Here is a 25,162-nt window from a genome sequence, read left to right on the forward strand (position 1 = left end):
TCCATGACCACGTCCCGACAGGACCGCATCGCGGCGCTGCCCGCCCACCTGCAGGAAGCGCTGCGCCGGCGGATGGCGGGAGCGGGCGCGCGCACGCCGGAGATCCCGGCCGCCGCCGACCGCTCCCGCCCGATCCCGCTGTCGTCCGCACAGCGCCGGCTGTGGTTCCTCAGCCGGCTGCGGCCCGGCGACCCGGAGTACAACAGCGCGTTCGCCCTGCGCCTCACCGGCGAACTCGACGTCGACGCTCTGGCCACCGCGCTGCGGCTGCTCGTCGACCGCCACGAGCCGCTGCGCACCACCTTCACCGAGGTCGACGGTGAAGGCGTGCAGGTGGTGCGGCCGCCGTACGAGGTGCCGCTGCCCGTCGTCGACGTCGCCCCGGCCGACCTCGACGCCGTGCTGCGCGAGGAGTACGTTCGGCCGTTCGACCTCGAACACGGCCCGCTGCTGCGAGCGCTGCTGGCCCGCGTCGGCCCGGCCGAGCACGTGCTGCTCGTGTGCGTGCACCACATCGCCACCGACGGCGCCTCGATGGGCGTGCTCACCGAAGAACTCGGGCTGCTCTACCGCGACGGCTCGGCCGCCGAGCTGCCGCCGCAGCCCCTGCAGTACGCGGACTTCGCGCTGTGGCAGCACGACCGGCCGACCCGTGCGGCCGGGCTCGAGCACTGGAAGGACCACCTCGCCGGGATCACTCCCCTGGACCTGCCGGCCGACCGTCCGCGCCCGGCCACCCGCGGGACGGCGGGCGCGGTCCGCGAGTTCACCGTTCCCGACGACGTCGCCCGGCGGCTGGCCGAGCTGGCCCGCACGTCGGAGACCACGCTGTTCACCGTGCTCGTCGCCGCCTGCCAGGCCCTGTTCGCGCGCTACACCGGGCAGGACCACATCGCGCTCGGCACCGTCGTGCAGGGCCGCGACCGGCCGGAGCTGGAACGGGTCGTCGGGTTCTTCGTCAACACCGTCGTCCTGCGGTCCACAGTGGACACGTCGGTGTCCTTCGCCGACCACTTGGCCACCGCGCGGCAGACGGTCCTGGACGCCTTCGCCCACGACGACGTGCCCTTCGAGGAACTCGTCGACGCCGTGCACGCCGGCCGCGACCCCGCCCGGCACCCGCTGTTCGACGTCATGGTGCTGCTGCACAGCGCCGGCGGCGGCCTGTCGTTCCCCGGCCTCACCGCCGCACCGGCCGAGGTCGCCCGGGATTCGTCGAACTTCGACCTTTCGCTCGAGTTCGAGGAATCCAGCGGGCGGCTGGCCGGGCTCGTCGAGTACAGCACCGAGCTGTTCGAAGCGGCGACGATCGACCGGCTGCTCACGCACCTGCTGCGGCTCCTGGGCGGGGTCGCCGCGGACCCGGCCCGCCGGATCGCCGACCTGCCGCTGACGACCGAAACCGAAGAAGCCGCGCTGCTGGAGTGGGGGAGCAGGACGCTCGACGTCCCCGCGACGACCGTCGTCGACCTCCTCGACCACCAGGCACGGACCCGGCCGGACGCGACCGCGCTGGTCTGCGGCGACGTCCGGCTCAGCTTCGCCGAACTCGCCGCCCGCACCGACGCGCTCGCCGCGGACCTCGCCGCGCGCGGTGCCGGGCCGGACCGGGTCGTCGCGGTGCTGCTGCCGCGCTCGGCCGAGGCGATCGTCGCGCTGTTCGCCGTGCTCAAGGCGGGCGCGGTGCACCTGTCGATCGACCCCGGGCTGCCGGCGGAACGCATCCGCGTCCTGCTGGCCGACACGCGGCCGGTCGTCGTGCTGGACGGCACGGTCGTGCCCACCGGGAGATCGAGACCGGCCGGGCCACGCCCGTCCGACGCCGCCTACGTCATCCACACCTCCGGCTCGACCGGCACGCCCAAGGGGGTCGTCGTCGAGCACGCGGCCCTGGTCAACCTCCTGGTGAACCACCGGAGCGTGTTCGGGCGCGAGCCGATGCGGGTGGCGCTCACCGCGACGCTGTCGTTCGACACCTCCTGGGAAGGCCCGCTGCTGCTGGCCGACGGCCACGAACTGCACCTGATCACCGACGAAAACCGCCTCGACCCGGCCGCGCTCACCCGGTACGTCCGCGACCGCCGCGTCGACTTCCTCGACGTGACCCCGTCCTACCTGCGGCAGCTGCTGCCCGCCGGGCTCCTGACCGGAGCGCACCACCCGCGGTTCCTGATGGTCGGTGGCGAAGCGATGGACCGCGATCTGTGGCGGGAGCTGGCCGCCTCGGACACGGCCGCGTACAACTACTACGGGCCCACCGAGTCCACTGTGGACGCCACCTGCGCGCCGGTGACCGGCGACCGCCCGCTGATCGGCCGCCCGCTCGGCAACGTCGGTGCGTACGTCCTCGACGAGCACCTGCGGCTCGTCCCGCCCGGTGTGCCCGGCGAACTCTGCCTTGCCGGGGCGCAGCTGGCCCGCGGCTACCTCGGCCGGCCGGGCCTGACCGCGGACCGGTTCGTCGCGAACCCCTTCGGCGCACCGGGTTCCCGGCTTTACCGCACCGGCGACCGCGTCCGCTGGGTCGACGGACAGCTCGAACACCTGGGCCGGATCGACGACCAGGTCAAGGTGCGCGGGTTCCGGATCGAACCCGGCGAAGTCGAGGCGGCACTGCGGCCGTTCGTGACCGACGCCGCGGTGGACGTGCGCGGCGGCCGGCTCGTCGCGTACGTCGTCGGCGACGCCGCCGGCCTGAAGGCCGAGCTGTCCCGCACCCTGCCCGCGCACCTCGTGCCGACCGCCTTCGTGCGCCTCGACCGGCTGCCGCTGACCCGGCACGGCAAGCTCGACCGCCGGGCCCTGCCGCAGCCGGAGCTGGACGCGGCCGCGGAGTACGTGGCCCCGCGCGACGACCGCGAGCGGCTGGTGACCCGCGTCTGGGCGGACGTGCTCGGCGTCGAACGCGTCGGCGTCGACGACAACTTCTTCGACCTCGGCGGCGACTCGCTGCTCGGCATCCGGGTCGTCTCCCGGCTCCGGGACGAACTCGGCGCCGACGTCCCGGCCCGGCTCGTCTTCACCGCGCCCACCCCGGCGCAGCTGGCCGCCCGGCTGCCGGACGCGGCGGCCCCGCAGACGGCGATCCCGCTCCTGCCGCGTGACGGCGGCCCGCTCGAAGCGCCGCTTTCCTTCGCCCAGCAACGGCTGTGGTTCCTCGACGAGTTCGAGCCGGGCAGCACCGAGTACGTCTCGCCGACCGTGCTGCGCCTGCGCGGCGAGCTGGACTACTCGGCATTGAACCAGGCGCTCACCGCGCTGGTCGCGCGGCACGAGTCGCTGCGCACGACGTTCGCGACCGTCGACGGCCGCGGCGTCCAGATCGTCCACCCGCCGTACGCGGTCGACGTTCCGGTGACGGATGGCGACCTGGCCGCCGCGCTGACCAGCGCGACCGGTCCGGTCGACCTGCGCACCGGGCCCCTGCTGCGCACGGCGTTGACCCGGCTCGCGCCCGGTGACCACGTGCTCACCCTGGTGCTGCACCACATCGTCACTGACGGCTGGTCCTCGGGCGTGCTCCTGAACGAGCTGGCCGCGCTCTACACCGCGTTCACCCGCGGCGAGGACCCGGCGTTGCCGTCGCTGCCCCTGCAGTACGCCGACTACGCGGTCTGGCAACGGGATCGCACCGAGTTCGACGACCAGCTCAGCTACTGGCGCCACCGCCTCGACGGGGTCCCGGTGCTGGACCTGCCCACCGACCGGCCGCGCCCGGCCGTGCGCACCAAGAACGGCGCCCTGCACGAATTCAGCGTCCCGGCCGGCCCGACCGCCCGGCTCAAGGAGCTGTCCCGGCAGCACGGCGGCACGCTGTTCATGACCCTGCTCGCCGCCTGCCAGCTGCTGTTCGCCCGCTGGTCGGGCCAGGACGACGTCGCCGTCGGCACGGTCGTCACCGGCCGCGAGCGCACCGAACTCGAAGGCCTGGTCGGGTTCTTCGTCAACACCCTCGTCCTGCGGTCCACTGTGGACCTGAACCGGGACTTCGACGCCTTCCTCGGCGACGTGCGCGACACCGTGCTGGACGCCTTCGCCCACCAGGACGTCCCGTTCGACCGCGTCGTCGACGACCTGCAGCCCGAGCGCGACACCAGCCGCACGCCGCTGTGCCAGGTGATGGTCGTGCTGCACAACACCCCGGACACCCGGCCCGCGCTGCCCGGCCTCGACGTCGAAGAGCTGGCGCCGCCGATCGTCACCGCCGGGTTCGACCTGATGGTGCACTTCCAGGAGACGGCCGGCCGGCTCGACGCGCTCGTCAACTACAACACCGACCTGTTCGACGCGGCCACGATCGAGCGGCTCACCGGCTGGCTGCGCACCCTCCTGGAAGGCATCGCGGCCACGCCGTCCCGCCCTCTGCGTGGGCTGCCGTGGATGACCGACGCCGAGCGCGATCTGGTGCTGCGCCAGTGGAACCCGGCCGGATCACCGGCGCCGGGATCGACGCTGCCCGAGCTGTTCGCCGCGCAGGTGGCACGCACGCCGGACGCCGTCGCCGTGACGCACGAGGGCACCGAGCTGACCTACCGCGAACTGGACCGGCGGGCGAACCGCCTGGCCCACCGGCTGATCGCCGAAGGTGCCGGGCCGGAGCGCCTGGTGGCGTTGCGGCTGCCGCGGTCGGCCGACCTCGTCGTCGGGGTCCTCGGCGTGCTCAAGTCCGGCGCCGGCTACCTGCCGATCGACCCGGACTACCCGCCCGCGCGCATCGAGGCGACCCTCACCGACGCCCGCCCGGTCTGCGTCGTCGACGACGTGGGTGCCGAGGACCGGCCGGACACCGACCCGGAGGTGCGCGTCGACGCGGAGAACACGGCGTACGTCATCTACACCTCCGGCTCGACCGGCGTGCCGAAGGGCGTGCTGGTCCCGCACGCGAACGTCACCCGGCTGTTCTCCTCGACCGCGCCCTGGTTCGGCTTCGACGACCAGGACGTCTGGACGCTCTTCCACTCCTACGCCTTCGACTTCTCGGTGTGGGAGCTGTGGGGCGCGCTGCTGCACGGCGGCCGGCTCGTCGTCGTCCCACCGGAGGTCGTCCGCGCCCCCGAGGACTTCCTGACGCTGCTGGCCGAGCAGCGCGTGACTGTGCTGAACCAGACGCCGTCGGCGTTCTACCGGCTCGGCACACTGCCGTCGCCGCCGCTGAGCCTGCGGTACGTCGTCTTCGGCGGCGAAGCCCTCGATCCGGTGCGGCTGGCGGACTGGCGCCGCCGGCACCCGGACGGCCCGCGGCTGGTCGACATGTACGGCACCACCGAGACCACCGTGCATGTCACCCACCGCGTCCTCGACGCCGAAGGCCCCGCCACGGTCGGTGTGCCGATCCCGGACCTGCGTGCCTACGTCCTCGACGCCGATCTCGCCCCGGTCCCGCCCGGCGTCACCGGCGAGCTGTACGTCGCCGGCGCCGGACTCGCCCGCGGCTACCTGAACCGGCCGGGCCTGACCGCGTCCCGGTTCGTCGCCGACCCCTTCGGCGCGCCGGGCACCCGGATGTACCGCACCGGCGACCTGCTGTGCTGGACTGCCGGGGGCGAGCTGGCCTACCGCGGCCGCGCCGACCACCAGGTCAAGATCCGCGGCTTCCGCATCGAACTGGGCGAGGTCGAGGCGGCGCTGACCGCACACCCGGACGTGACCGGTGCCGCCGTCGTCGCCCACGGCGCCGGCGACTCGCGCCGGCTCGTCGCCTACCTGACCGGAACCGTGCCCGGCACCACTGCGCTGCGCGAGTTCCTCGGCCGCTCCCTGCCCGCGCACATGGTGCCCGCGGTGTTCGTCGGCCTGGCCGAACTGCCGCTCAACGCCAACGGCAAGCTCGACCACAAGGCGCTGCCCGAACCCGGCGCGCGCACCGAAAACCGTTACGTGGCCCCGCGTACGCCCGAGGAGACCGTGCTGGCCGATATCTGGTCGGCGGTGCTCGGCGTCGACCGGGTCGGCGTCGAGGACAACTTCTTCGGCCTTGGCGGCGACTCGATCCTCAGCATCCAGGTCGTCGCCCGCGCCCGGCAGTCGGGGCTGGGGATTTCGTCGAAGGACCTCTTCCAGCACCAGACCGTCGCCGAACTCGCCCGGGTCGCCACGCCGAGCGCGGCGCCTGTCGTCGTCGAGGAGACCGGGCCCGCGCCGCTCGGCCCGATCCAGTCGTGGCTGGTCGAGCACCTCGACGACCCGTGGCGGCTGACCATGTCCGTCCACGTCGTACTGTCCTCCGTGGACCGGGTGCGGCTGATCCGCGCGATCGCCGCGGTGACCGAACGCCATGACGCCCTGCGCATGCGGTTCTCCCGTGCGGGCGGCACCTGGCAGCAGGAACCGGCCGCCACCGAGGCCGCCGACGTCCTCCGGCACGTCGATCTGTCCGAAGTGGACGACGTCGTCACCGCGATGCACGCCGAAGCCGTCCGCGCGCAGACGTCGTTGGACATCGCGGAGGGCCCGGTCTGGCGGGTGGTGCTGTTCACCTTCGCCGACCGGCCGCCCCAGCTGTTCCTCACCGCCCACCACCTGGTCATGGACGGCGTCTCCTGGCGCATCCTGCTGGGCGACCTCGACCGCGCCTACCACGGCGAAGCCCTCGAGCCAGTGGGCAGCTCGTTCACCCACTGGGCCCGGTCGCTGGCCGAGCACGTGAAAATGGGACACCTCGACAAGCACACCGCGTATTGGGAAACTGCGCTGCGCGGTGCGCGGACGGAACTCCCGGTCGACCGCTCTGGCCGCAACCGCGCGAAGTCGGCGCGCGCGGTCTCGGTGTCACTTGGCCGGGCCGAGACCGCCGCGCTCCTGCACGACGTGCCGGCGGCGTACCGGACCGAAGTCAACGACGTGCTGCTCAGCGCCCTCGGCCGGGTGCTCGCCCGGTGGACGGGCCGGCCCCGGATCGTCGTCGCGATGGAAGGCCACGGCCGCGAGGAAATCGCGGCCTCGCTGGACCTGTCCCGGACGATCGGCTGGTTCACCGCCCAGTATCCGCTGGTTCTCACGGTGCCCGACGGGGATTGGGGTGACGTCCTCAAGGCCGTCAAGGAACAGTTGCGTGCCGTGCCGGACAAGGGCGCCGGCTACGAAGCCCTGCGCTACCTGAGCCCGCCGGCCGCACCCGGCGCGGCCCTGCGCGACGACCCCGCGCCGCGGATCTCCTTCAACTACCACGGCCGCTGGGACGTCGACGGCGACGGCTGGTACGCCGGCCGCGGCGAACCCCTCGGGCACGACAGCGATCCGGACGGCACCCGGCCGTACCTGCTCGACGTCGTCGGCGTCGTCGAAGCGGGCGAGCTGCACTTCACCTGGGAGTACTCCGAAGACGTGCACGACGAGTCCACCGTCGGCGCGCTGGCTTCGGAGCTGGTCGAGGCGTTGGCCGAAGTGGTGGACCACTGCGCCGGCGCCGGGGGCCGCACACCGTCGGACTTCCCGCTGGCCCGGCTCGACCAGGACACGGTCGACCGGCTCGCCGGCGACGGCCGCGACGTCGAGGACCTCTACCCGCTCACCCCGCTGCAGGCGGGGATGGTGTTCCACAGCCTGGTCGACCGCGATTCGAGCGCGTACTTCGACCAGTTCCGGCTGCGGCTGGCCGGCGTCCGCGACCCGCACGCGCTCGCCGAGGCGTGGCAGCGCGTGGTGGACCGGACGCCGATCCTGCGCAGCACCATGGTCTGGGACGGCGTCGACGAGCCGCTCCAGCGCGTCCACCGGCACGTCCGCGTCCCGGTCGGGCAGCACGACTGGCGCGGCCGCACCTCGGCCGAACAGGACAGCGCGCTCGCGGAGCTGCTCCGAGCCGACCAGGTCGCGGGGATGGACCTGACGGCACCGCCGTTGATGCGCCTGGAAATCGCCCGCGTCACCGACGACGAAGTCCAGCTGGTCTGGACGTCCCACCACGTCCTGCTCGACGGCTGGAGCACGGCGCAGGTGTTCGGCGAAGTGGCCGAGCAGTACGCGGCGATCGCCGGCGGCCGGACCGCCGAGCTGGCCCCGCGCCGCCCGTTCCGCGACTACCTCGCCTGGCTCGCGGCGCAGGACCACTCCGAAGCCGAACGGCATTGGCGCGCGGCGCTCGGCGACTTCGCGGCTCCGACGCCGTTGCCGTACGACCGCCGTCCCCAGGAGGCCCACCGCGCCGAGTCGGCCGCCGAGGTGCGGGTGGAGCTGTCCTCCGCGGAGTCGGCTCGGCTGCGGGACGTGGCGAAGGCGGCCGCGCTGACGGTGAATTCGCTGGTGCAGGGGGCGTGGGCGCTGCTGCTGGCCCGCCACAGCGGGGAAACCGACGTCCTGTTCGGCACCACGGTCTCCGGCCGGCCGGCCGAACTGCCCGGCGTCGAATCGATGATCGGCATGTTCATCAACACCGTGCCGACCCGGGTCTCCATCCACAATGGACTGCCGGTGGCCGAGTGGCTGCGGGAGATCCAAGGGGCGCAGGCCGAAGCGCGGCGGTACGACTTCCTCGCGTTGTCGCGGCTGCAGGCGTTCACCGGAGTTCCGGCGGGCACGGCGTTGTTCGACAGCGTGGTGGTGTTCGAGAACTACCCGATCGAGGACAGCGGGCAGGACGGCGTGCGGGTGCTGGACGTCAGCTCGCTCGACACCACGAGCTACCCGCTGAACCTGACGGCGTTCCTGCACGACCGGCTGGGTCTCGAGCTGTCGTACGACCCGCGGCTGTTCGACGAGCCGACGGTCCGGCGGCTGGCCGGGCAGCTCGCCCACCTGGTCCGCGCGATCGCGGCGGACCCGGATCGGCGGGTGGGGGAGCTGTCGCTGTCGACGGTCGAGCAACGGCGGGAACTGGTCGAGGCCGGGGTGGGGGCCGCGCTCGAAGTCCCGGCGGGGACGGTCTTGGACATCTTCGAGGCGACAGCGGCGCGGATCCCGGAGGAGACGGCGCTGGTGTTCCGCGACACCCGGTTGACGTTCGCCGAACTCGACGCCCGGGCCACCGAGCTGGCGGGCCGGCTGGTCGCGGCGGGGGCCGGGCCCGAGCGGGTGGTGGCGATCCGGTTGCCGCGCTCGGCGGAGGCGGTCATCGCGATCCTGGCGGCCTTCAAGGCGGGGGCGGCTTACCTGCCGATCGATCCCGGGCTGCCGGAGGACCGGGTGCGGATGCTGGTCGAGGACGCGCGGCCAGTGGTGGTGCTGGATGGCACGGAGCTGCCGCCGAGAGCAGCCGTTACGGCGGAGCGCCCCGGTCCCGCCAACACCGCCTACGTCCTCTACACCTCCGGCTCCACCGGCCGCCCGAAAGGCGTGCTCGTCGAGCACCGCGGGCTGGTCAACATGCTCGCCAACCACCGCGGCGTCTTCCTCGGCGGCCCACGGCTGCGCGCCGCGCTCACCGCGTCCTTCTCCTTCGACACCTCCTGGGAACCCCTCCTCGCCCTCGTCGACGGCCACGAGCTGCACGTCCTCGACGACGACACCCGGCTCGACCCGCGCGCCGCCGTCCGGTACGTGCGGGATCAGCGGATCGACCTGCTCGACCTCACCCCGACCTACCTCCAGCAGCTGCTGGGAGCCGGCCTCTTCGACGGCGACCACCGCCCCGCCACCGTGCTCGTCGGCGGCGAAGCGACCGGCGAAGCCCTCTGGCGCGAACTGGCCGGCTCCGGTGTCAGCGCCCACAACTACTACGGGCCGACCGAAGTGACCGTCGATGCCACGCACGCCCCCGTCACCGGCGACCGGCCGTCGATCGGGCGGCCGCTGGCCAACCTTTCGGCCTACGTCCTCGACGCGGCGGGCCACCCGGCCCCCACCGGCGTCGCGGGGGAGCTGTTCCTCGCCGGCCCTCAGCTGGCCCGCGGTTACCTGAACCGGCCCGGCCTGACCGCCGACCGGTTCGTCGCCGACCCCTTCGGACCGCCGGGCACCCGGATGTACCGGACCGGCGACCGCGTCCGCCGGACCGCCGACGGCCGGCTGGACTACCTCGGCCGCGTCGACGACCAGGTCAAGATCCGCGGCTTCCGCGTCGAACCCGGCGAGATCGAGGCCGCGCTCCGGCAGCACCCGGCCGTCACCGACACGACCGTCGTGGCCCGCGACGGCCGGCTCGTCGCCTACGTCGTCGGCGAGACCCGCGAGCTGCGGACCTGGCTGCGCGGCCGCCTGCCGGACTACCTCGTGCCCTCGGCGTTCGTCACGCTGACCGCGATCCCGTTGAACCGCAACGGAAAGATCGACCGGAACGCGCTGCCCGCACCCGGGCGCGACGCCGAAGCCGAGTACGTCGCTCCGAAAACGACGACCGAGACCCGGCTCGCCGCGATCTGGGCCGACGTGCTGCGCGTCGAGCGCGTCGGGCGCACCGACAGCTTCTTCGAACTCGGCGGCGACTCGATCAGCAGCATGCGGATCACCTCCCGCGTCCGCGCGGAGTTCGACGTCGAGGTCTCACCCCGCGCGTTGTTCACCGCCCCCACCCTCGAACGGTTCGCCGCCGAGCTGCCCGCGGCACGGGCCACCGCGCGGCCGATCCCGGCGGTGCCGCGGGACGGCGCCCTGCCGCTTTCCTTCGCCCAGCAACGGCTCTGGTTCCTCGACGAGTTCGAACCGGGCAGCACCGAGTACCTCTCGCCGACGGCGCTGCGGCTGCGCGGCGAGCTCGACGTCACCGCGCTGCGCCGGGCGCTGACCGCCGTCGTCGCACGGCACGAGTCGCTGCGGACGACGTTCACCACCGTCGACGGCCGGGGCGTCCAGCTCGTGCGGGACCCGTACGACGTCGAGCTGCCGGTCGAAGACTTCACCGAGGAGGCACTGGCGCGCGAGCTGCGGGAGCCGTTCGACCTGCGCACCGGGCCGCTGCTGCGGGCCCGCCTGTTCCGGCAGGCGCCCGGCGAGCACGTGCTCCTGCTGGTGCTGCACCACATCGTCACCGACGGCTGGTCCTCCGGCGTGCTGACGTCCGAAGTGGACGCCTGCTACACCGCGTTCGCCCGGGGCGCCGAACCGGACCTGCCCGAACTGCCCGTGCAGTACGCCGATTTCGCCATCTGGCAACGGGAAACCCTCGACGGCCCGGTGCTCGCCGAGCAGCTCGGCCACTGGCGCGAGCGCCTCGACGGCGTGGCCCCGCTCGAACTGCCGACCGACCGCCCGCGCCCGCCCGTGCGCACCACCGAAGGCGACTGGGTCGAGTTCACCGTGCCGGCCGAGGTGACCGCGCGGCTCAAGGAACTGGCCGGGGACGGTGACGGCACGCTGTTCATGACCCTGGTCGCCGCGTGCCAGGTGCTGCTCGCCCGGTGGGCGGGACAGGAGGACGTCGCGGTCGGCACGGTGACCGCCGGTCGCGAGCGGCCCGAGCTGGAACGGCTGATCGGCTTCTTCGTCAACACGCTGGTTCTGCGGTCCACAGTGGACGCGGAACAGCCGTTCCGCGAGTTCCTCGCCGACGTGCGCACCACGGTCCTCGACGCCTTCGCCCACCAGGACGTGCCGTTCGAGCGGGTGGTGGACGCGGTGCAACCGATCCGCGACTCGAGCCGGACGCCGCTGTTCCAGGTGATGGTGGCACTGCAGAACACCGGCGACGAGCCGGGCGGCGGCACGCTGTCCGCCGAGGAAGTCGCGCTGCCGATGACGACCGCGACCTTCGACCTGCTCGTGCAGTTCGAGGAGCACGACGGCGCGCTGCGCGGGGCGATCAACTACAGCACCGGCCTGTTCGACGCGGCCACGATCGAGCGGATCGCCGCGCGGCTGCGGGTCCTGCTGACCGAAGCCGCGGCGGCCCCGGACCGGCCCGTCGGCGACCTTTCGCTGTTCCTGCCCGGCGAGCGCGAAGACGTGCTGGCCGCGGCCGCGCGAGACCCGCGGCCGGACGTCGCCCTGCCGGAACTGCTGCAGCACGACTCGGACGACATCGCCGTGTCCGACGACCGGATCTCGCTCAGCCACCGCGAACTGGACGTCCGCGCCAACCGGCTCGCGCACCGGCTGATCGCCGCCGGAGCCGCGCCGGAAACCCGCGTCGCGGTCCTGCTGCCGCGGTCGGCGGACCTGCTGGTGGCGCTCCTGGCGGTGCTCAAGACCGGGGCGGCGTACGTCCCGATCGACCCCGGCTACCCGGCCGACCGGATCGCCTACATGATCGAAGACGCCCGTCCGGTCTGCGTGGTCGACGACGTCGACGCGAGTGGTTTCCCCGGCCACGCACCGGAAGTCACCCTCGATCCGGCGTACCCGGCGTACGTCATCTACACGTCCGGCTCGACCGGCCGCCCCAAGGGCGTGGTCGTGAGCCACCGCGCGGCGGCGAACTACCTGCGCTGGGCAGTCGACGCGTACCCGGGCCTGGGCGGCACCGCCGTGCTGCACTCCTCGGTGTCGTTCGACCTCACCGTCACGACGTTGTTCGGCCCGCTCCTGGCGGGCGGGTGCGTCCGGGTCGCCGACGTCCTGGAAACCGAGCCCGTGCCGTGCACGTTCCTCAAGGCGACACCCAGCCACCTGCCCGTCCTGGCGGGCGACCCGCGGGACCTCGTCGTCGGCGGCGAGCAGCTGCTCGGCGACGTGCTCGACCGGTGGCGCCAGGCGCACCCGGGCGCGACCGTGATCAACGAGTACGGGCCGACCGAGACGACGGTCGGCTGCATGGAGTACCGCGTCGAGCCCGGGGACGCGCTCGCCGCCGGGCCGGTCCCGATCGGGCACCCGATCCGCAACACCCGGCTCTACGTGCTCGACGCCGGGCTCAACCCGGTCCCCCCGGGCATCCCCGGCGAGCTGTACATCGCCGGCGACGGGCTCGCCCGCGGCTACCTCGACCGGCCCGGGCTCACGGCGTCGCGGTTCGTCGCCTGCCCGTTCGGGCCGCCGGGGGAGCGGATGTACCGCTCGGGCGACCGGGTGACCCGGCGCCCGGACGGCGAACTCGTCTACCACGGCCGCGCCGACGAGCAGGTCAAGATCCGCGGCCACCGCATCGAACCCGGCGAGATCGAGGCCGCGTTGCGGGCGCACCCCGCCGTCACCGACGCGGCCGTGCTCGCCCGCGACGGGCGGCTCGTCGCCTACGTCGTACCGGACGCCGAACCGGACCTGCGCGAGTTCCTCGGCCGGTCGCTGCCCGACTACATGCTGCCCGCGGCGATCGTCGCACTGGACGCCCTTCCGGTGACCCGCAACGGGAAGCTGGACCGGGCCGCGCTGCCGGACGCCGACGCCGAAGAACACCGGTACGTCGAACCGGACGGGCCCCTCGAGTCGGCGCTGGCCGCGATCTGGGCCGAAGTGCTGGGCCGCGACCGGGTCGGCGCGCGCGACAACTTCTTCGAACTGGGCGGGGATTCGATCCTCAGCATCCAGGTCGTGCACCGCGCCCGGCTGGCGGGACTGCGGATGCGTTCGAAGGACCTGTTCGCCCACCAGACCGTCGCGTCGCTGGCCACCGTGGTCACCGCGGCCGACGAACCCGAGGCGCGGCCCGAGGCCGTCGTCGGGGAGGTGCCGCTCACGCCGATCCAGCGGTGGTTCCTGGACGCCGATCCGGCGAACCCGGCGCACTTCAACCAATCCGTCCTGCTGGAGCTCGCCGAACCGCCGAACGAAGAGGTGTTGCGGCAGGCGCTCGACGCCGTCGTCGCCCACCACGACGCCCTGCGTCTGCGGTTCACCCGGGACGGCGGGCAGTGGCGGCAGCACAACGACGCACCCGAAGCGGCCGTCCCGCTGCGGGTACTGTCCACTTCGGACCCCGAGGCCGTCGCCGACGAGGTGCACGCGAGCTTCGACCTCGCGCGGCCACCCCAGCTGCGGGCGGTGCTGTTCGAGCCGGACCGGCTCTTCCTCGCGGCGCACCACCTCGTCGTCGACGCGGTGTCGTGGAGCATCCTGGTCGAGGACCTCGAACGCGCCTACGGCCAGATCCAGGCGGGGGAGAAGGCGGACCTCGGCCCGAAGACGACGTCGTTCCGCGACTGGGCGCTGCGCTTGCGGGAGTTCGCCGAAGGCGGCGGATTGGACGACCAGCACGAGTTCTGGGCGCGAGACCTCCCGGGCCGCGCGCTCCCGCTCGACCACACCGGCGACGGGACGGCCGCGGTCGAGTCCGTGCCGGTCGAGGTGGGCGAGCGCGACACCGACGCCCTGCTGCACCTGGCACCCGGCGCCTACCGGACGCGGATCAACGACGTGCTGCTCAGCGCGCTCGCGTGGGCCGTCCGCCGGTGGACCGGACAGGACTCGATCGCGATCGACCTGGAAGGGCACGGCCGCGAGGAAGTCCTCGACGGCGTCGACCTGTCCCGGACCGTCGGCTGGTTCACCACGCTGTTCCCCGTCGGGCTGACGATCGACCCGGACGCGGACTGGCGCGCGCTGGTCAAGTCCGTGCGGCGGCAGCTGCGCGCGGTGCCGGGCAACGGGTTCGGCCACGGCGTCCTGCGCACCCACCGGTTCCCCGAACTGGGTGCGAACCCGCCGCAGCTGACGTTCAACTACCTCGGCCAAGGCGACGGCACGGGTGGCGGCGACGGCCTCTTCCGCGCGTCGCACCCGCCGATCGGCCGCGAGCAGGACCCGGCGAACGTGCCCGCGCACCTCCTGGAAGTGGTCGGCGGAGTACGGGCGGGCCGGCTGGAGTTCACGTGGTTCTTCCGGCCGGACCGGCACGACCGTGCGACGGTCGAGGCCGTCGCCGCCGGGTTCGCCGAAGCCCTGCGGAGCATCGCCGCCGACTGCCGCGGGGAGGAGGCGTGAGCGCGCCGAGCAAGGAGAAGCTGTCCCGCAACCGCGACTACCGCCTGCTGTGGAGCGGCCAGGTCGTGTCCGAGGCCGGGTTCAGCACCGCGACGATCGCGTTCCCGTTGCTGGTGCTGGCGATCACGGGCTCGGCCGCGCAGTCCGGGCTGGTGCTCGGCGCGATCGCGATCGCGCAGCTGGTCGCCGGGCTGCCGGCGGGCGCCCTGGTGGATCGCTGGTCGCGCAAGCGGATCATGCTCGGCTGCGAGGCGGTGCAGGCGCTCGGCGCGGCGAGCCTGGTGCTCGCCCTGTGGTGGGGCGTGGCCGGGCTGGCGCAGCTCGTCGTCGTCGCCGTCCTGATGGGACTGTGCCGGGCGTTGTTCGAACCGGCCGAGGAGGCCAGCCTGCCGCGGCTGGTGAGCACCGAGCAGGTCCCGTCGGCGGTGGCGCTGAACGCGGCGCGCACCAGCGCCGGCCAGCTGTCGGGTACGGCACTCGGCGGGTTCCTGTTCGCGCTGGGCCGGTTCGTGCCGTTCGTCTTCGACGTCGTCGCGCACGTGGTGGCGTTCGTGTCGCTGGTGTTCGTCCGCCTGCCCGCGCGTCCCGAACCGGCGGCGGAACGGCCGCCCGCGCACCTGGGCCGCGAGATCGCCGAGGGGCTGCGCTGGGTGTGGCAGCAGCCACGCGTGCGCGTCACGGCGGTGTGCGCGATCGTCCTGAACCTGTTCTTCGCGGCGTACTACCTGGTGATCATCGTGCTGGCGAACGAACGCGGCGTGCCGGCCGGCGAGATCGGCGTGATGGCGGCGATGCTCGGCGCCGGCGGCATCGCCGGGGCGCTGGCCGCGCCGTACCTGCACCGCAGGATCAGCCCGTACGCGCTGATCATCGGCGTGTTCTGGGGCCTGACGGTGCTGACGCCGCTGGCGGTGTTCGTCCACGACGGCTACCTGATGGGCCTGCTGTTCGCGGCGATGGCGTTCCTGGCCCCGGCGGCGAACACCACCATCAACACCTACCAGCTGCTCTACACGCCCGACGAGCTGCGCGGCCGCCTCGGCGGCGTGATGGGCGTGACGGGTGGGCTGGCCGCGGCGCTCGGCCCGGCGCTCGGCGGCTGGCTCGTCGACCTCCTCCCCGATTCCGCCGCCGTGCTCAGCTGCGCGGGGGCGATCGCGGTGGTGACCGTGCTGACGACGTTCAGCCGGACCCTGCGCGGCTTCCCGGCCGTCGCCGACCTCGAAGAAGAAACCCACAACACCAAGGAGTCCTGATGGACGAGAACACCACCTACCAGGTCCTGCTCAACGACGAGGGCCAGTACTCCCTCTGGCCGGCCGGCAAGGAGGTCCCGGCCGGCTGGCACCCCGACGGCACGCGCGGGACGCGGCAGGAGTGCATGGACCACGTCGACGAGGTGTGGACCGACATGCGGCCGCGCAGCCTGCGGGAACGGATGTCGGCTCGGTGAACCGGCGGGGGACCCGAGCGCCGGCCCGGGTCCCCCGCCCGGTCCTACTGCGCGCGGCGGGTGGCCTTCGGCGGGGTGGCCTGCCGCAGCAGGGTCAGCGCCTGCTTGGCGGCGAGGGTGAACAGCCCCATCGTGATGTCCGGCTCGCCGAACACCACGAGCAGGAGCGACGCTTCGACGGGGAAGACGCAGACGTAGCCGGAGCTGCCTTCGAACATCGCGCACCGGGACTCGCCGATCTTGGCGTGCGCGGCGAACTGCGTGGCGAGCCCGACGGCCGCGGCCGACATCGCGGCGACGCTGTCCGGCTCGATGCCTTCGTTGTCGTTGGCCAGGACCAGTCCGTCGTAGGTGGCCACGAGCAGCCCGGCCACCTGGTCGACCTGGCCGCGGATCCGGCGCAGCGCCTCCAGGGTCTGGTTCCGGTCGAGCGACGGGCTCACGACCGCCGGATCGGGCGGCGGCGCGGTGTCCGCGGACGGGCGGCGGATCGGCAGCGGGCCGCCCGGGTACTGACCGTAGGTGTCGGCAGCCTTCATACGGAAAGGCTGGTCTCGATGCGCCTGAGGCTGTGCCGGGCGAGCGCGAGGTTCGCGCGTTCGCGGTCCAGCGCCAAGTAGAGGAACAACGTGGAGTTCCCGCGTGCCGTCAAGGGCCGGATCAGGTGGTACTGGCGTTGCAGCGTGATCAGGATGTCCTCGATGGAGTCGTCGAGCCCGAGCGAAGCCATCACGCGCAGCTTCGCGCGGACGACCTCGGTGTTGCCGGCGGCCGCGACGTCCAGGTCGAGCCATTCACCGCCACCCGCCGAGCCGAGTGACATTCCGCTGTCGTAGTCGACCAGCGTCGCGCCGAGGGCGCCGGGAATGGACATCGCTTCTTTCAACGCCAGTTCGATCGTCATGGAAATGGGGCCCTTTCGCTTGCGAAGGCATGTGACGTTATGTGTTCGCGAAGGGTTCCCGTACGACCGTTCGGAGCAACTTGAACACGGTTCGCGTCGGTAATTATGCCGGGTCCCGGTGGATTCTTCTCACACAAGGTGAGGGAGTGCGGAAGTCGTTTTCTGCGCTGGAACGCTTATTCGGGATCTGCAAATTGCAGGTCGCAAATCACTGTGCGGCCGCGGTGTCGCGCTTATCCGGCGTGAGCCGATCAGCCGGTCGCGTTGTCGGCGTAAGTCACGGTGACGTTCTTGAACCCGAGCGACTGCAACAGCCCGACGAGCATCGTCTTCGTGTTGCGCTCCGCGTCGGCCACCAGCGTGCTCTTGCCGGCCGCCTCGCCGATCTTCTTCTGGGCCAGCTCGTACAACGCCTGCTGCGAATTCGGGTTGCCGCTCAGGAAGTCGTTGATGCGGGTGAACAAACCCTGCTGCTGCGCGTACACATAGGACTCCTTGACGTCCAGGTTCGCCGGCTCCAGCTGGGCGTGGCCCAGCGTGATCGTCGCCGACAGGCGGTCGTCGGAAACCTTGACCGCGTCGCCCTTCAGGCGCGAGAAGTCCACGTACGCGTTGTCCGTGCCCACGCCGACGAACATCGTGTCGCTGCCCGCGAGGAAGCTCGGCAGGATCGAACTCGTCTCGATGTCGACGATCACCTGGAACGTCCCGCTCGCCGCCTCGTAGCGGGACAGCTCGACGATCGACTGCAGCAGCACCGGACCCGAGCGCTCCTCGGTCTTCTCCGCGAACGGGTTGCGCAACTGGGGTAACAGGTGCACCGCCGACGCGACGAGCACCGCCACCGCCAGAAGCACCACTGCCACACCGACTGCGACCAGCCGCTTGCCCCATGCGCCCATGCGGGAAGGTTACCCAGGTCGGCGCGCGGTCAAGCGGGGACGCCGGTACGGTGTCCGGTGTGCGCAAGTCGGTGTGGCTGTGGATCCTGGTGGTCGTCGTCGTCATCGTGGTGCTGGGGCTGATCTTCGGTGGCTACCGCAAGGGCGAGAAGCTCGGCGCGCCCTCGGATCAGCCGGTCGCGCAAGTCGACGTGACGCCCTCGGCGCTGCCGGTGCCCTGGAAGCCGAACTCGGTGGCCTGGCCGGCCGCGACACTGCCGTTGTAGCCCACGTTCGTCCAGGTGACCGCGCCGCTTGTGCCGCTGTTCCCGGCGTTCCAGCCGTTGGTGACCGCCGCACCCGCCGGCAGGTTCGTCGTCACCGACCAACCGCTGAGGGCACTCGACCCGGCCGTCACCCGCACCGTGGCCACGAAACCGCCGTTCCACGAGTTGAGCGACACCGAGCTGGTGCAGCCGCTCGGCACCGGAGTCGTGGGTGTCGTCGGCGTGGTCGGAGTCGTCGGGGTGGTGGGCGTCGTCGGGGTGGTCGTGGTGCCGCCGGCGTTCAACGCGTCCAGGACGCTGGTGTAGGCAGCCTTCTTGTTCCCGTTGCCGTCGAACAGAAGCGGGTTCTCGCCGGTGCGCCACGAGTCGCTGTCGCGGATGCCCCAGACCGTGATGCCCGCGCACCGGGAAACGGCCAGGCAGGCCCGCGTCACCGTGCCGTACACCGCGGCCTGGTTCGACCCCGAGATGTCCAGCTCGGTGATCTGGACCTCGACGCCGAGCGCGGCGAACCGCTGCAGGTTGGCCTGGTAGTCGCCCGGAGCGGAGTTGCTCAGGTGCGACTGGAAGCCGACGCAGTCGATCGGGACGCCGCGCGCCTTGAAGTCCTGGACCATGGTGTAGATGCCGGTGCTCTTCGCGTTGACGCCGTCGGTGTTGTAGTCGTTGTAGCAGAGCTTCGCGCCGGGGTCGGCGGCCCGCGCGGCCCGGAAGGCGGCCTCGATCCAGTCGTTGCCGGTCCGCTGCAGGTTGGAGTCCCGCCGTCCGCCACCCCCGCCGTCCGCGAAGGCTTCGTTCACGACGTCCCACGCGTAGATCTTGCCCTTGTAGTGGGTGGCGACCTGGGTGACGTGGTTGATCGCGGCCTGCCGCAAGGCCGACCCGCTGAGGCCCTGGGCCCAGCCGGGTTGCTGCTGGTGCCACAGCAAAGCGTGGCCGCGGACGCGTTTGCCGGTGCTGACCGCCTGGTTGAGGATGCGGTCGCCGCCCGAGTAGGGAACTGGCCCTGGTTGGGCTCGGTCGCGTCCCACTTCATTTCGTTCTCCGGAGTCACCATGGTGAACTCGCGGTCCAGGATGCCCACGTAGGTGGAATCCCCGAGCTTCCCGGCCGAGACGGCGGTGCCGAAGTACCGGCCGGTCTGGGCGGCCGACGCACCGAGTGTCGAGGCCGCCCCGGCGGAGGTGGCGAGCACCAGCGACACTCCGAGCGAGGTCGCCAGGAACGCCGACGCGAGCGCTGCGCGCGATGTAGATTTCACGGTCGCCTCAACCTATGTTGGCGGAGAAGGAGTTGACCGCGAGGCCGACGCCGCCGCTCCACGGCTCGAACCCGGCCTGGATGCTGGTCAGGTACCAGGAGCGGTCCACGCGGGTGCGGTTGTCGACGTCGTTGACGAAGTCCATCACGTTGAACGACCAGCCCGAGATCGCGGACTGGGCCACGTAGGACACCACGTCGTTGCCGCCGTTGTTGCCCTGCCACACTTCCCAGCTCCGGCCGCCGATGGTCGTGGTACCGACCCGGCCGCCGACCGGCTGCACCCCGCCGACGCGGTTGAACCAGATCATCAGCTCCATCTGGTTGACGCCGTTCGTCTTCGCGGTCGGGTCCATCCAGATGTCGTACGAGGCGTCGAAGGTCGAGCCGCCGACGTAGGTGTAGGAGATCGACGACGACGCGCTGCCGATCCGGCTCAGCTGCCGGGGCAGCGGCGAGCCGGGGGAGCAGTTGCTGTAGTGGCACCCGAGATAGACCGCGGGGTACGACAGGGGCGCGCCGCCGCTGGTCGAGCCCTGCTGGGTCTGGATGCGGAACCCGCTGCCCGTGACGTTGATGCACTGCTGGGCGCTGCTGCCCCAGCGGTTGTTCATGACCACGTACCGGCCGCCGATCGTGGTCGAGCCGTACTGGTCGCAGATCAGGGTGTCCGCGTGGGCCGCGGGGGCCGTGCCGACGACCGGGGCCAGCAGGCCGGCCGTGCACAGTGCTACCGCGGACAGGGCGTGCTTCAGTTTCACGTGCCGCCTCCACCTCGTCGTGGGGAGCGCTTCTGGGAGCGCTCTCAGCTCGGACCGCTTCCGATGAAACCACACGGAACCCACGAGCAAAAGACCTGATCGGTGATCGATTCACGAGTGCCCTTCGAAAGTTTCGCCTCGATTGCCAACGGTGCGGGGGAGCGGATACCGTCGGCCGGGAGCGCTCCCAGCCCGGATCACCATCAGCACGCCGACGATGACGAGGAGATGGCGAATGCGGGCAAGAAAGCTGCGGGCCGGGTCGGCCCTGCTGGTCGCGGTGGCGCTCGGGCTGGCGGGCGGCACCGCGCCCGCGTCGGCCGCGGACTACGAGCGCCTGCTCAACGGCACGTTCTCCGCGGGCACCTTCGACCCGTGGTGGGCCGGGTCGGGCACGACCGGCCACGTCACCGGCGGGGAGTTCTGCACGGACGTCCCCGGCGGCACGGCCAACGGCTACGACGCGCTGTCCGGCCAGAACGGGGTGCCGTTCGAGGCGGGGCAGCAGTACACCCTGACGTTCGACGCGCACGCGACGACCGCGCAGCAGATCTCCGCAGTCGCGGGCGAAGCCGTCTCGCCCTACCGGCAGATCTCGCGGACCGACCTGACCGTGACGCCGGCGACGCAGCACTACACGGTCACCTTCACGTCCACTTTGGACTTCCCGGCCGCGGGCAACGGCCAGCTGGCCTTCTGGTTCGGCGGCCAGGCCGCCGCCAACACCGTGTGCCTGGACAACATCTCGCTCATCGGGGGCGTCGTCCCGCCCGGGGGCCTGCCGCCGACCAGCGGCATCCGCGTCAACCAGGAGAGTTACGCACCCGGCCTGCCCAAGCGGGTCACGCTGATCAGCGACTCGACCGCCGCGCAGACCTGGACGCTGAAGAACTCCGCCGGCACCGCCGTGGCCACCGGCCAGACCCGGCCGCGCGGCGCGGACGCGGCGTCCGGCGAGAACGTGCACGAAATCGACTTCTCCGCCTACGACACCGTGGGCACCGGCTACACGCTGAGCGTCGGGTCCGAGACCAGCTTCCCGTTCGACATCTCCACCGCCGGGCCGCAGAAGCTGCGGTACGACTCGCTGGCGTTCTTCTACCACCAGCGCAGCGGGATCGCGATCGACGCCGCGTACGTCGGCGCGGCCTACGCGCGGCCGGCCGGGCACATCAACGTCGCGCCGAACCAAGGCGACGACAATGTCCCTTGCCGGTCGGACCTGAACTGCGGCTACACCCTCGACGTGCGCGGCGGCTGGTACGACGCCGGCGACCACGGCAAGTACGTCGTCAACGGCGGCATCGCCGCGTGGGAACTGCTCGACGAGTACGAGCGCGCGGTGCGCCTGGGCGACGCGAGTGCCTTCGGTGACGGCAAGCTGGCGATCCCGGAACGCGCCAACGGCGTGCCCGACCTCCTCGACGAAGCACGCTGGGAGGTCGACTTCCTGCTCTCGATGCAGGTGCCGGACGGCAAGCCGAACGCGGGCATGGTGCACCACAAGATCCACGACGCGCAGTGGACGTCCCTGCCCACCCGGCCGGACCAGGACAGCCAGCCGCGCCGGCTGTCCCCGCCGAGCACGGCCGCGACGCTGAACATGGCCGCGGTCGCCGCGCAGGCGTCCCGGCTGTGGCGGACTGTCGACCCGGCGTACTCCGCGAAACTGCTTGCGGCGTCGGAAAAGGCGTACGCGGCGGCGAAGGCGAACCCGGCCGTCCTGGCCGATCCCAATGACGGGACGGGGGGCGGCACCTACAGCGACAACACCGTGACCGACGAGTTCTACTGGGCCGCCGCGGAACTGTTCGCCACCACCGGGAAGAGCGCGTACCGCACCGACGTCACCGGATCGGCGCTCTACCGCGGCAAGAGCTTCACCACCCACGGCTTCGACTGGGCCTCGACGGGCGCGCTCGGCGACATCACCCTGGCCCTGGTGCCCACCGACCTGCCGGCGGCGGACGTCACCGCGATCAGGACGGCGATCACCACGACCGCCGACAGTCACCTCGCGCAGCTGGCGACGATGGGCTACCCGGCGCCGTACCGGACGGCCGACGGCTCGTACGAATGGGGTTCCAACGGCCTGGTGGCCAACAACGGTGTCGTGCTCGCGCTGGCGTACGACTTCACCAAGCAGGACAAGTACCGCGACGGCGCGTTCGCGGCGATGGACTACCTGCTCGGCCGCAACCCCGCGAACTACTCGTACGTCTCCGGCCACGGCGACCAGCCGGTGCGCAACGTCCACCACCGGTTCTGGGCGCACGAGCTGGACGCGTCGCTGCCGACCGCCCCGCCCGGCGCGCTGTCCGGCGGGCCCAACAGCGGCCTGCAGGACCCGACCGCGGCCCGGCTGCTCACCGGGTGCGCGCCGCAGCGCTGCTTCGTCGACGACATCCAGGCGTACTCGGTGAACGAGGTCGCGATCAACTGGAACTCGGCGCTGGCCTGGCTGTCCGGCTGGGTCGCCGAGAAGACGTCGTCCACTGTGGACACGACGGCGCCGGTCGCACCGGGCACGCCGGCCGTGTCCGCGGTGACGAGCGGCGGCGCGACGGTGACCTGGCCGGCGGCCACGGACCCCGAGAGCGGCGTCAAGAACTACGACGTCGTCCGCGTGGCCGGCTCGGCCCGCACGGTCCTCGCCACCGTCACCGGCACGACGGCGACGCTCACGGGCCTCTCGCCGTCGACCGCGTACACCGTGGTCGTCGTGGCGCGCAACGGCGCCGGCCTGACGAGCGCGGACTCGCCTTCGGCGCAGTTCACGACCCAGCCCGCGACACCGGCGGGTGGCTGCGCGGTGACGTACTCGGCGAACACCTGGAACGGCGGCTTCACGGCCGCCGTCACGGTGAAGAACACCGGCACGACGGCGTGGACGAACTGGAAACTGGGCTTCACGTTCCCCGGCACGCAGAAGGTGACGCAGGGCTGGTCGGCGACGTGGGCGCAGTCGGGTGCGGCCGTGACCGCGGCGTCCCTGCCGTGGAACGGTGCGCTGGCCCCGGGTCAGTCGGCGTCGATCGGCTTCAACGGCAGCTACACCGGGACGAACGCGAACCCGGCCGCCTTCTCGGTCGACGGGAGGGCGTGCGGCTGAGTGGAGGTAATCGCCACCGAAGAGGGCGGATGAGTGGGATCTTCCGCCCTCTTCTCCCGCCCTTGACCGCGCTTAAGGTCGTGCCCTGCCGGGGAAACCGACGACCGAAAGAGACGATCATGGACGGGCTGATGCAGCCGCGGCCGCTCACCATCGCCCACATCCTGGACCGGGCCGAGCGGCTTTTCGCGCACAAGGAAGTCGTGACACCGGGCGAACGGCGTACGTACGCCGAGGTGCTGCGGGACGTCCGCCGGCTCGCCACCGCGCTGGACGCCTTGGGCGTCCCGGAAGGCGCGCGCGTCGCCACGTTCGCGAGCAACACCCGCCGTCACCTGGAGCTCTACCTCGCCGTGCCGGCGACCAAGCGGGTGCTGCACTCGATCAACATCCGGCTCTCGGCGGAGCACCTCGAGTACATCGTCGGCCACGCCGAGGACGACGTGGTGTTCGTCGACCGCGGGCTGCTCCCGCGGATCTGGCCGAGTGCGGGGAAACTGCCGAAGGTGCGCCACTGGGTGGTGCTGCCCGACGGCACCGACACCGAAATCCCGGCGGACCCCCGGATCTCGGACTACGACGAGCTGATCTCGGCGGCCGAGCCGGTCACGGGGTCGTTCGAGGCGGCCTTCACGCTCGCGGAGGAGAACCTGGCCGCCGGCCTCTGCTACACCTCCGGCACGACCGGGCCGCCCAAAGGCGTGCTCTACAGCCACCGGTCCACGGTCCTGCACTGCCTGGGCACCCTCGCGGCCGGCCTGATCGGCCTCTGCGAAAGCGACGTCGTCCTGCCGATCGTGCCGATGTTCCACGCCAACGCGTGGGGCCTGCCCTACGGCGCGATGATGGCGGGCGCGTCGCTGGTGCTGCCCGGCGCGTCGGCGGAACCGGCGCACCTGCTGGGGTTGATGGCGGCCGAGCGGGTGACCGTCGCCGGCGCCGTCCCGACGGTCTGGACCAGCCTCGCTCCCGAACTGGGCGCGCACGACCTGGGCGCGACGCGGTTCCTGCTCGGCGGCGGCTCCGCCGTCCCCCCGGCGCTGTCGGAGACCTACCGGGCCGCGATCGGGGTCCCCATCACCCATTCCTGGGGGATGACGGAGGTGAGCCCGGTCGGGGTCATCGGGGGCACGCGGTCCCGGCACGCCGGTCTCGCCGAGTCCGAGCAGGTGGGTGTCCGGGCCGCGCAAGGCCAGCCGCTGCCGCTGGTGAACGTCCGGATCGTCGACGTCGAGACCGGCGAGGAGCTGCCACGCGACGGACGTGCCGTCGGCGAGCTGCAGGTCGCGGGCCCGTGGGTGGCCGGCGGCTACTTCCGGGTGGACGCCGCCGGCAGCTTCACCGGCGACGGCTGGCTGCGCACCGGCGACCTGGCCACCATCGACGGCGAGGGATACCTGCGGCTGGTGGACCGGATCAAGGACCTGATCAAGTCGGGCGGCGAGTGGATCTCTTCGGTCGAGCTCGAAGCCGCGATCGCCGGCCACCCCGACGTCGTCGAGGTGGCGGTGATCGGCCGCCCGGACCCGCGGTGGATGGAACGACCGGTCGCGTACGTCGCCTTGCGCTCGGGGAGTACCACCACGGCCGACGACCTGCTGCGGCACTTGACGCCGCTGGTCGCGAAGTGGTGGCTGCCCGACGAGTTCGTGTTCCTGGCCGCGCTGCCCAAGACGGGCACCGGCAAGCTCTCCAAGCTCGACCTGCGGGAGGCGCAGCGGATCGCCTAGGTGATCGTCGCGCGGAGGCGGTGCAGGCGCAGGCCCAGCTGCAGCTC

General features: G+C 72.1%; 11 protein-coding genes and 1 pseudogene. 6 read left to right on the top strand and 6 right to left on the bottom strand.

Annotation, left to right across the window (positions count from 1 at the left end; all coding sequences use genetic code 11):
* Window positions 1-3: 3 nt before the first annotated feature.
* Genes BLV96_RS45335 through BLV96_RS45345 form a run of 3 tightly spaced genes read left to right on the top strand, consistent with a single transcriptional unit; the run spans window position 4 to window position 16,180 of the window.
* Window positions 4-14,727 carry a non-ribosomal peptide synthetase gene (locus tag BLV96_RS45335; protein ID WP_091390391.1) on the top strand — a complete coding sequence of 4,908 codons (14,724 nt, stop codon included), beginning with the start codon at window positions 4-6 and terminating at the stop codon, window positions 14,725-14,727.
* A complete protein-coding gene (locus BLV96_RS45340; protein WP_086675825.1) occupies window positions 14,724-15,983 on the top strand; it encodes an MFS transporter in 1,260 nt (419 codons plus the stop codon). The genes BLV96_RS45335 and BLV96_RS45340 overlap by 4 nt, the downstream gene beginning before the upstream one ends.
* Window positions 15,983-16,180 carry an MbtH family protein gene (locus BLV96_RS45345; protein ID WP_086675826.1) on the top strand — a complete coding sequence of 66 codons (198 nt, stop codon included), beginning with the start codon at window positions 15,983-15,985 and terminating at the stop codon, window positions 16,178-16,180. The genes BLV96_RS45340 and BLV96_RS45345 overlap by 1 nt, the downstream gene beginning before the upstream one ends.
* Window positions 16,181-16,224: 44 nt before the next feature.
* Here BLV96_RS45345 and BLV96_RS45350 read toward each other — a convergent pair whose 3' ends face one another.
* The 3 genes from BLV96_RS45350 to BLV96_RS45360 all read right to left on the bottom strand — a co-directional run bounded on the left by BLV96_RS45350 (window position 16,225) and on the right by BLV96_RS45360 (window position 17,986).
* A complete protein-coding gene (locus tag BLV96_RS45350; RefSeq protein ID WP_086675827.1) occupies window positions 16,225-16,719 on the bottom strand; it encodes a roadblock/LC7 domain-containing protein in 495 nt (164 codons plus the stop codon).
* Window positions 16,716-17,084, bottom strand: coding sequence for a hypothetical protein (locus BLV96_RS45355; RefSeq protein ID WP_086675828.1), 369 nt, complete (start codon window positions 17,082-17,084; stop codon window positions 16,716-16,718). The genes BLV96_RS45350 and BLV96_RS45355 overlap by 4 nt, the downstream gene beginning before the upstream one ends.
* Window positions 17,085-17,335: 251 nt before the next feature.
* Complete coding sequence (locus tag BLV96_RS45360; protein ID WP_208608507.1) at window positions 17,336-17,986, bottom strand: DUF4230 domain-containing protein; 651 nt, start codon at window positions 17,984-17,986, stop codon at window positions 17,336-17,338.
* 59 nt (window positions 17,987-18,045) lie between these two features.
* Here BLV96_RS45360 and BLV96_RS45365 point away from each other — a divergent pair, with 59 nt between their 5' ends.
* On the top strand, window positions 18,046-18,252 hold the full coding sequence (locus BLV96_RS45365; protein ID WP_086675829.1) for a hypothetical protein: 207 nt from the start codon (window positions 18,046-18,048) through the stop codon (window positions 18,250-18,252).
* On the opposite strand, the gene BLV96_RS51605 is transcribed toward BLV96_RS45365, so the two are convergent.
* From BLV96_RS51605 to BLV96_RS45375, 3 genes and pseudogenes are all read right to left on the bottom strand, one after another.
* Complete coding sequence (locus tag BLV96_RS51605; RefSeq protein WP_425266224.1) at window positions 18,156-18,452, bottom strand: cellulose binding domain-containing protein; 297 nt, start codon at window positions 18,450-18,452, stop codon at window positions 18,156-18,158. The two genes, BLV96_RS45365 and BLV96_RS51605, sit on opposite strands and share 97 nt — an antisense overlap.
* 147 nt (window positions 18,453-18,599) lie before the next feature.
* Window positions 18,600-19,513, bottom strand: a pseudogene (locus BLV96_RS45370) (glycoside hydrolase family 10 protein); the annotation flags it as partial.
* Between the two features lie 7 nt (window positions 19,514-19,520).
* A complete protein-coding gene (locus tag BLV96_RS45375; RefSeq protein WP_244180958.1) occupies window positions 19,521-20,273 on the bottom strand; it encodes a GH12 family glycosyl hydrolase domain-containing protein in 753 nt (250 codons plus the stop codon).
* A 235-nt stretch (window positions 20,274-20,508) separates the two neighbouring features.
* Between BLV96_RS45375 and BLV96_RS45380 the strand changes: the two genes are divergently transcribed.
* On the top strand, window positions 20,509-23,385 hold the full coding sequence (locus BLV96_RS45380; RefSeq protein ID WP_086675830.1) for a glycoside hydrolase family 9 protein: 2,877 nt from the start codon (window positions 20,509-20,511) through the stop codon (window positions 23,383-23,385).
* A gap of 119 nt (window positions 23,386-23,504) precedes the next feature.
* Window positions 23,505-25,115 (top strand): long-chain fatty acid--CoA ligase, encoded by a 1,611-nt coding sequence (locus BLV96_RS45385; protein WP_086675831.1) that lies wholly within the window; start codon window positions 23,505-23,507, stop codon window positions 25,113-25,115.
* The last annotated feature ends 47 nt before the right edge of the window (window positions 25,116-25,162 follow it).

Origin of the sequence: Amycolatopsis pretoriensis (genome assembly GCF_900107925.1) — a bacterium.
GTDB classification, from domain to species: Bacteria; Actinomycetota; Actinomycetes; order Mycobacteriales; family Pseudonocardiaceae; genus Amycolatopsis; species Amycolatopsis pretoriensis.

Bases quoted from the DNA above. Each gene is read 5' to 3' on its own strand.
- BLV96_RS45335 (WP_091390391.1), top strand. From the start codon at position 4: ATGACCACGTCCCGACAGGACCGCATCGCGGCGCTGCCCGCCCACCTG.
- BLV96_RS45345 (WP_086675826.1), top strand. From the start codon at position 15,983: ATGGACGAGAACACCACCTACCAGGTCCTGCTCAACGACGAGGGCCAG.
- BLV96_RS45350 (WP_086675827.1), bottom strand. From the start codon at position 16,719: ATGAAGGCTGCCGACACCTACGGTCAGTACCCGGGCGGCCCGCTGCCG.
- BLV96_RS45360 (WP_208608507.1), bottom strand. From the start codon at position 17,986: ATGGGCGCATGGGGCAAGCGGCTGGTCGCAGTCGGTGTGGCAGTGGTG.
- BLV96_RS45380 (WP_086675830.1), top strand. From the start codon at position 20,509: ATGCGGGCAAGAAAGCTGCGGGCCGGGTCGGCCCTGCTGGTCGCGGTG.
- BLV96_RS45385 (WP_086675831.1), top strand. From the start codon at position 23,505: ATGGACGGGCTGATGCAGCCGCGGCCGCTCACCATCGCCCACATCCTG.
- BLV96_RS45355 (WP_086675828.1), bottom strand. From the start codon at position 17,084: ATGACGATCGAACTGGCGTTGAAAGAAGCGATGTCCATTCCCGGCGCC.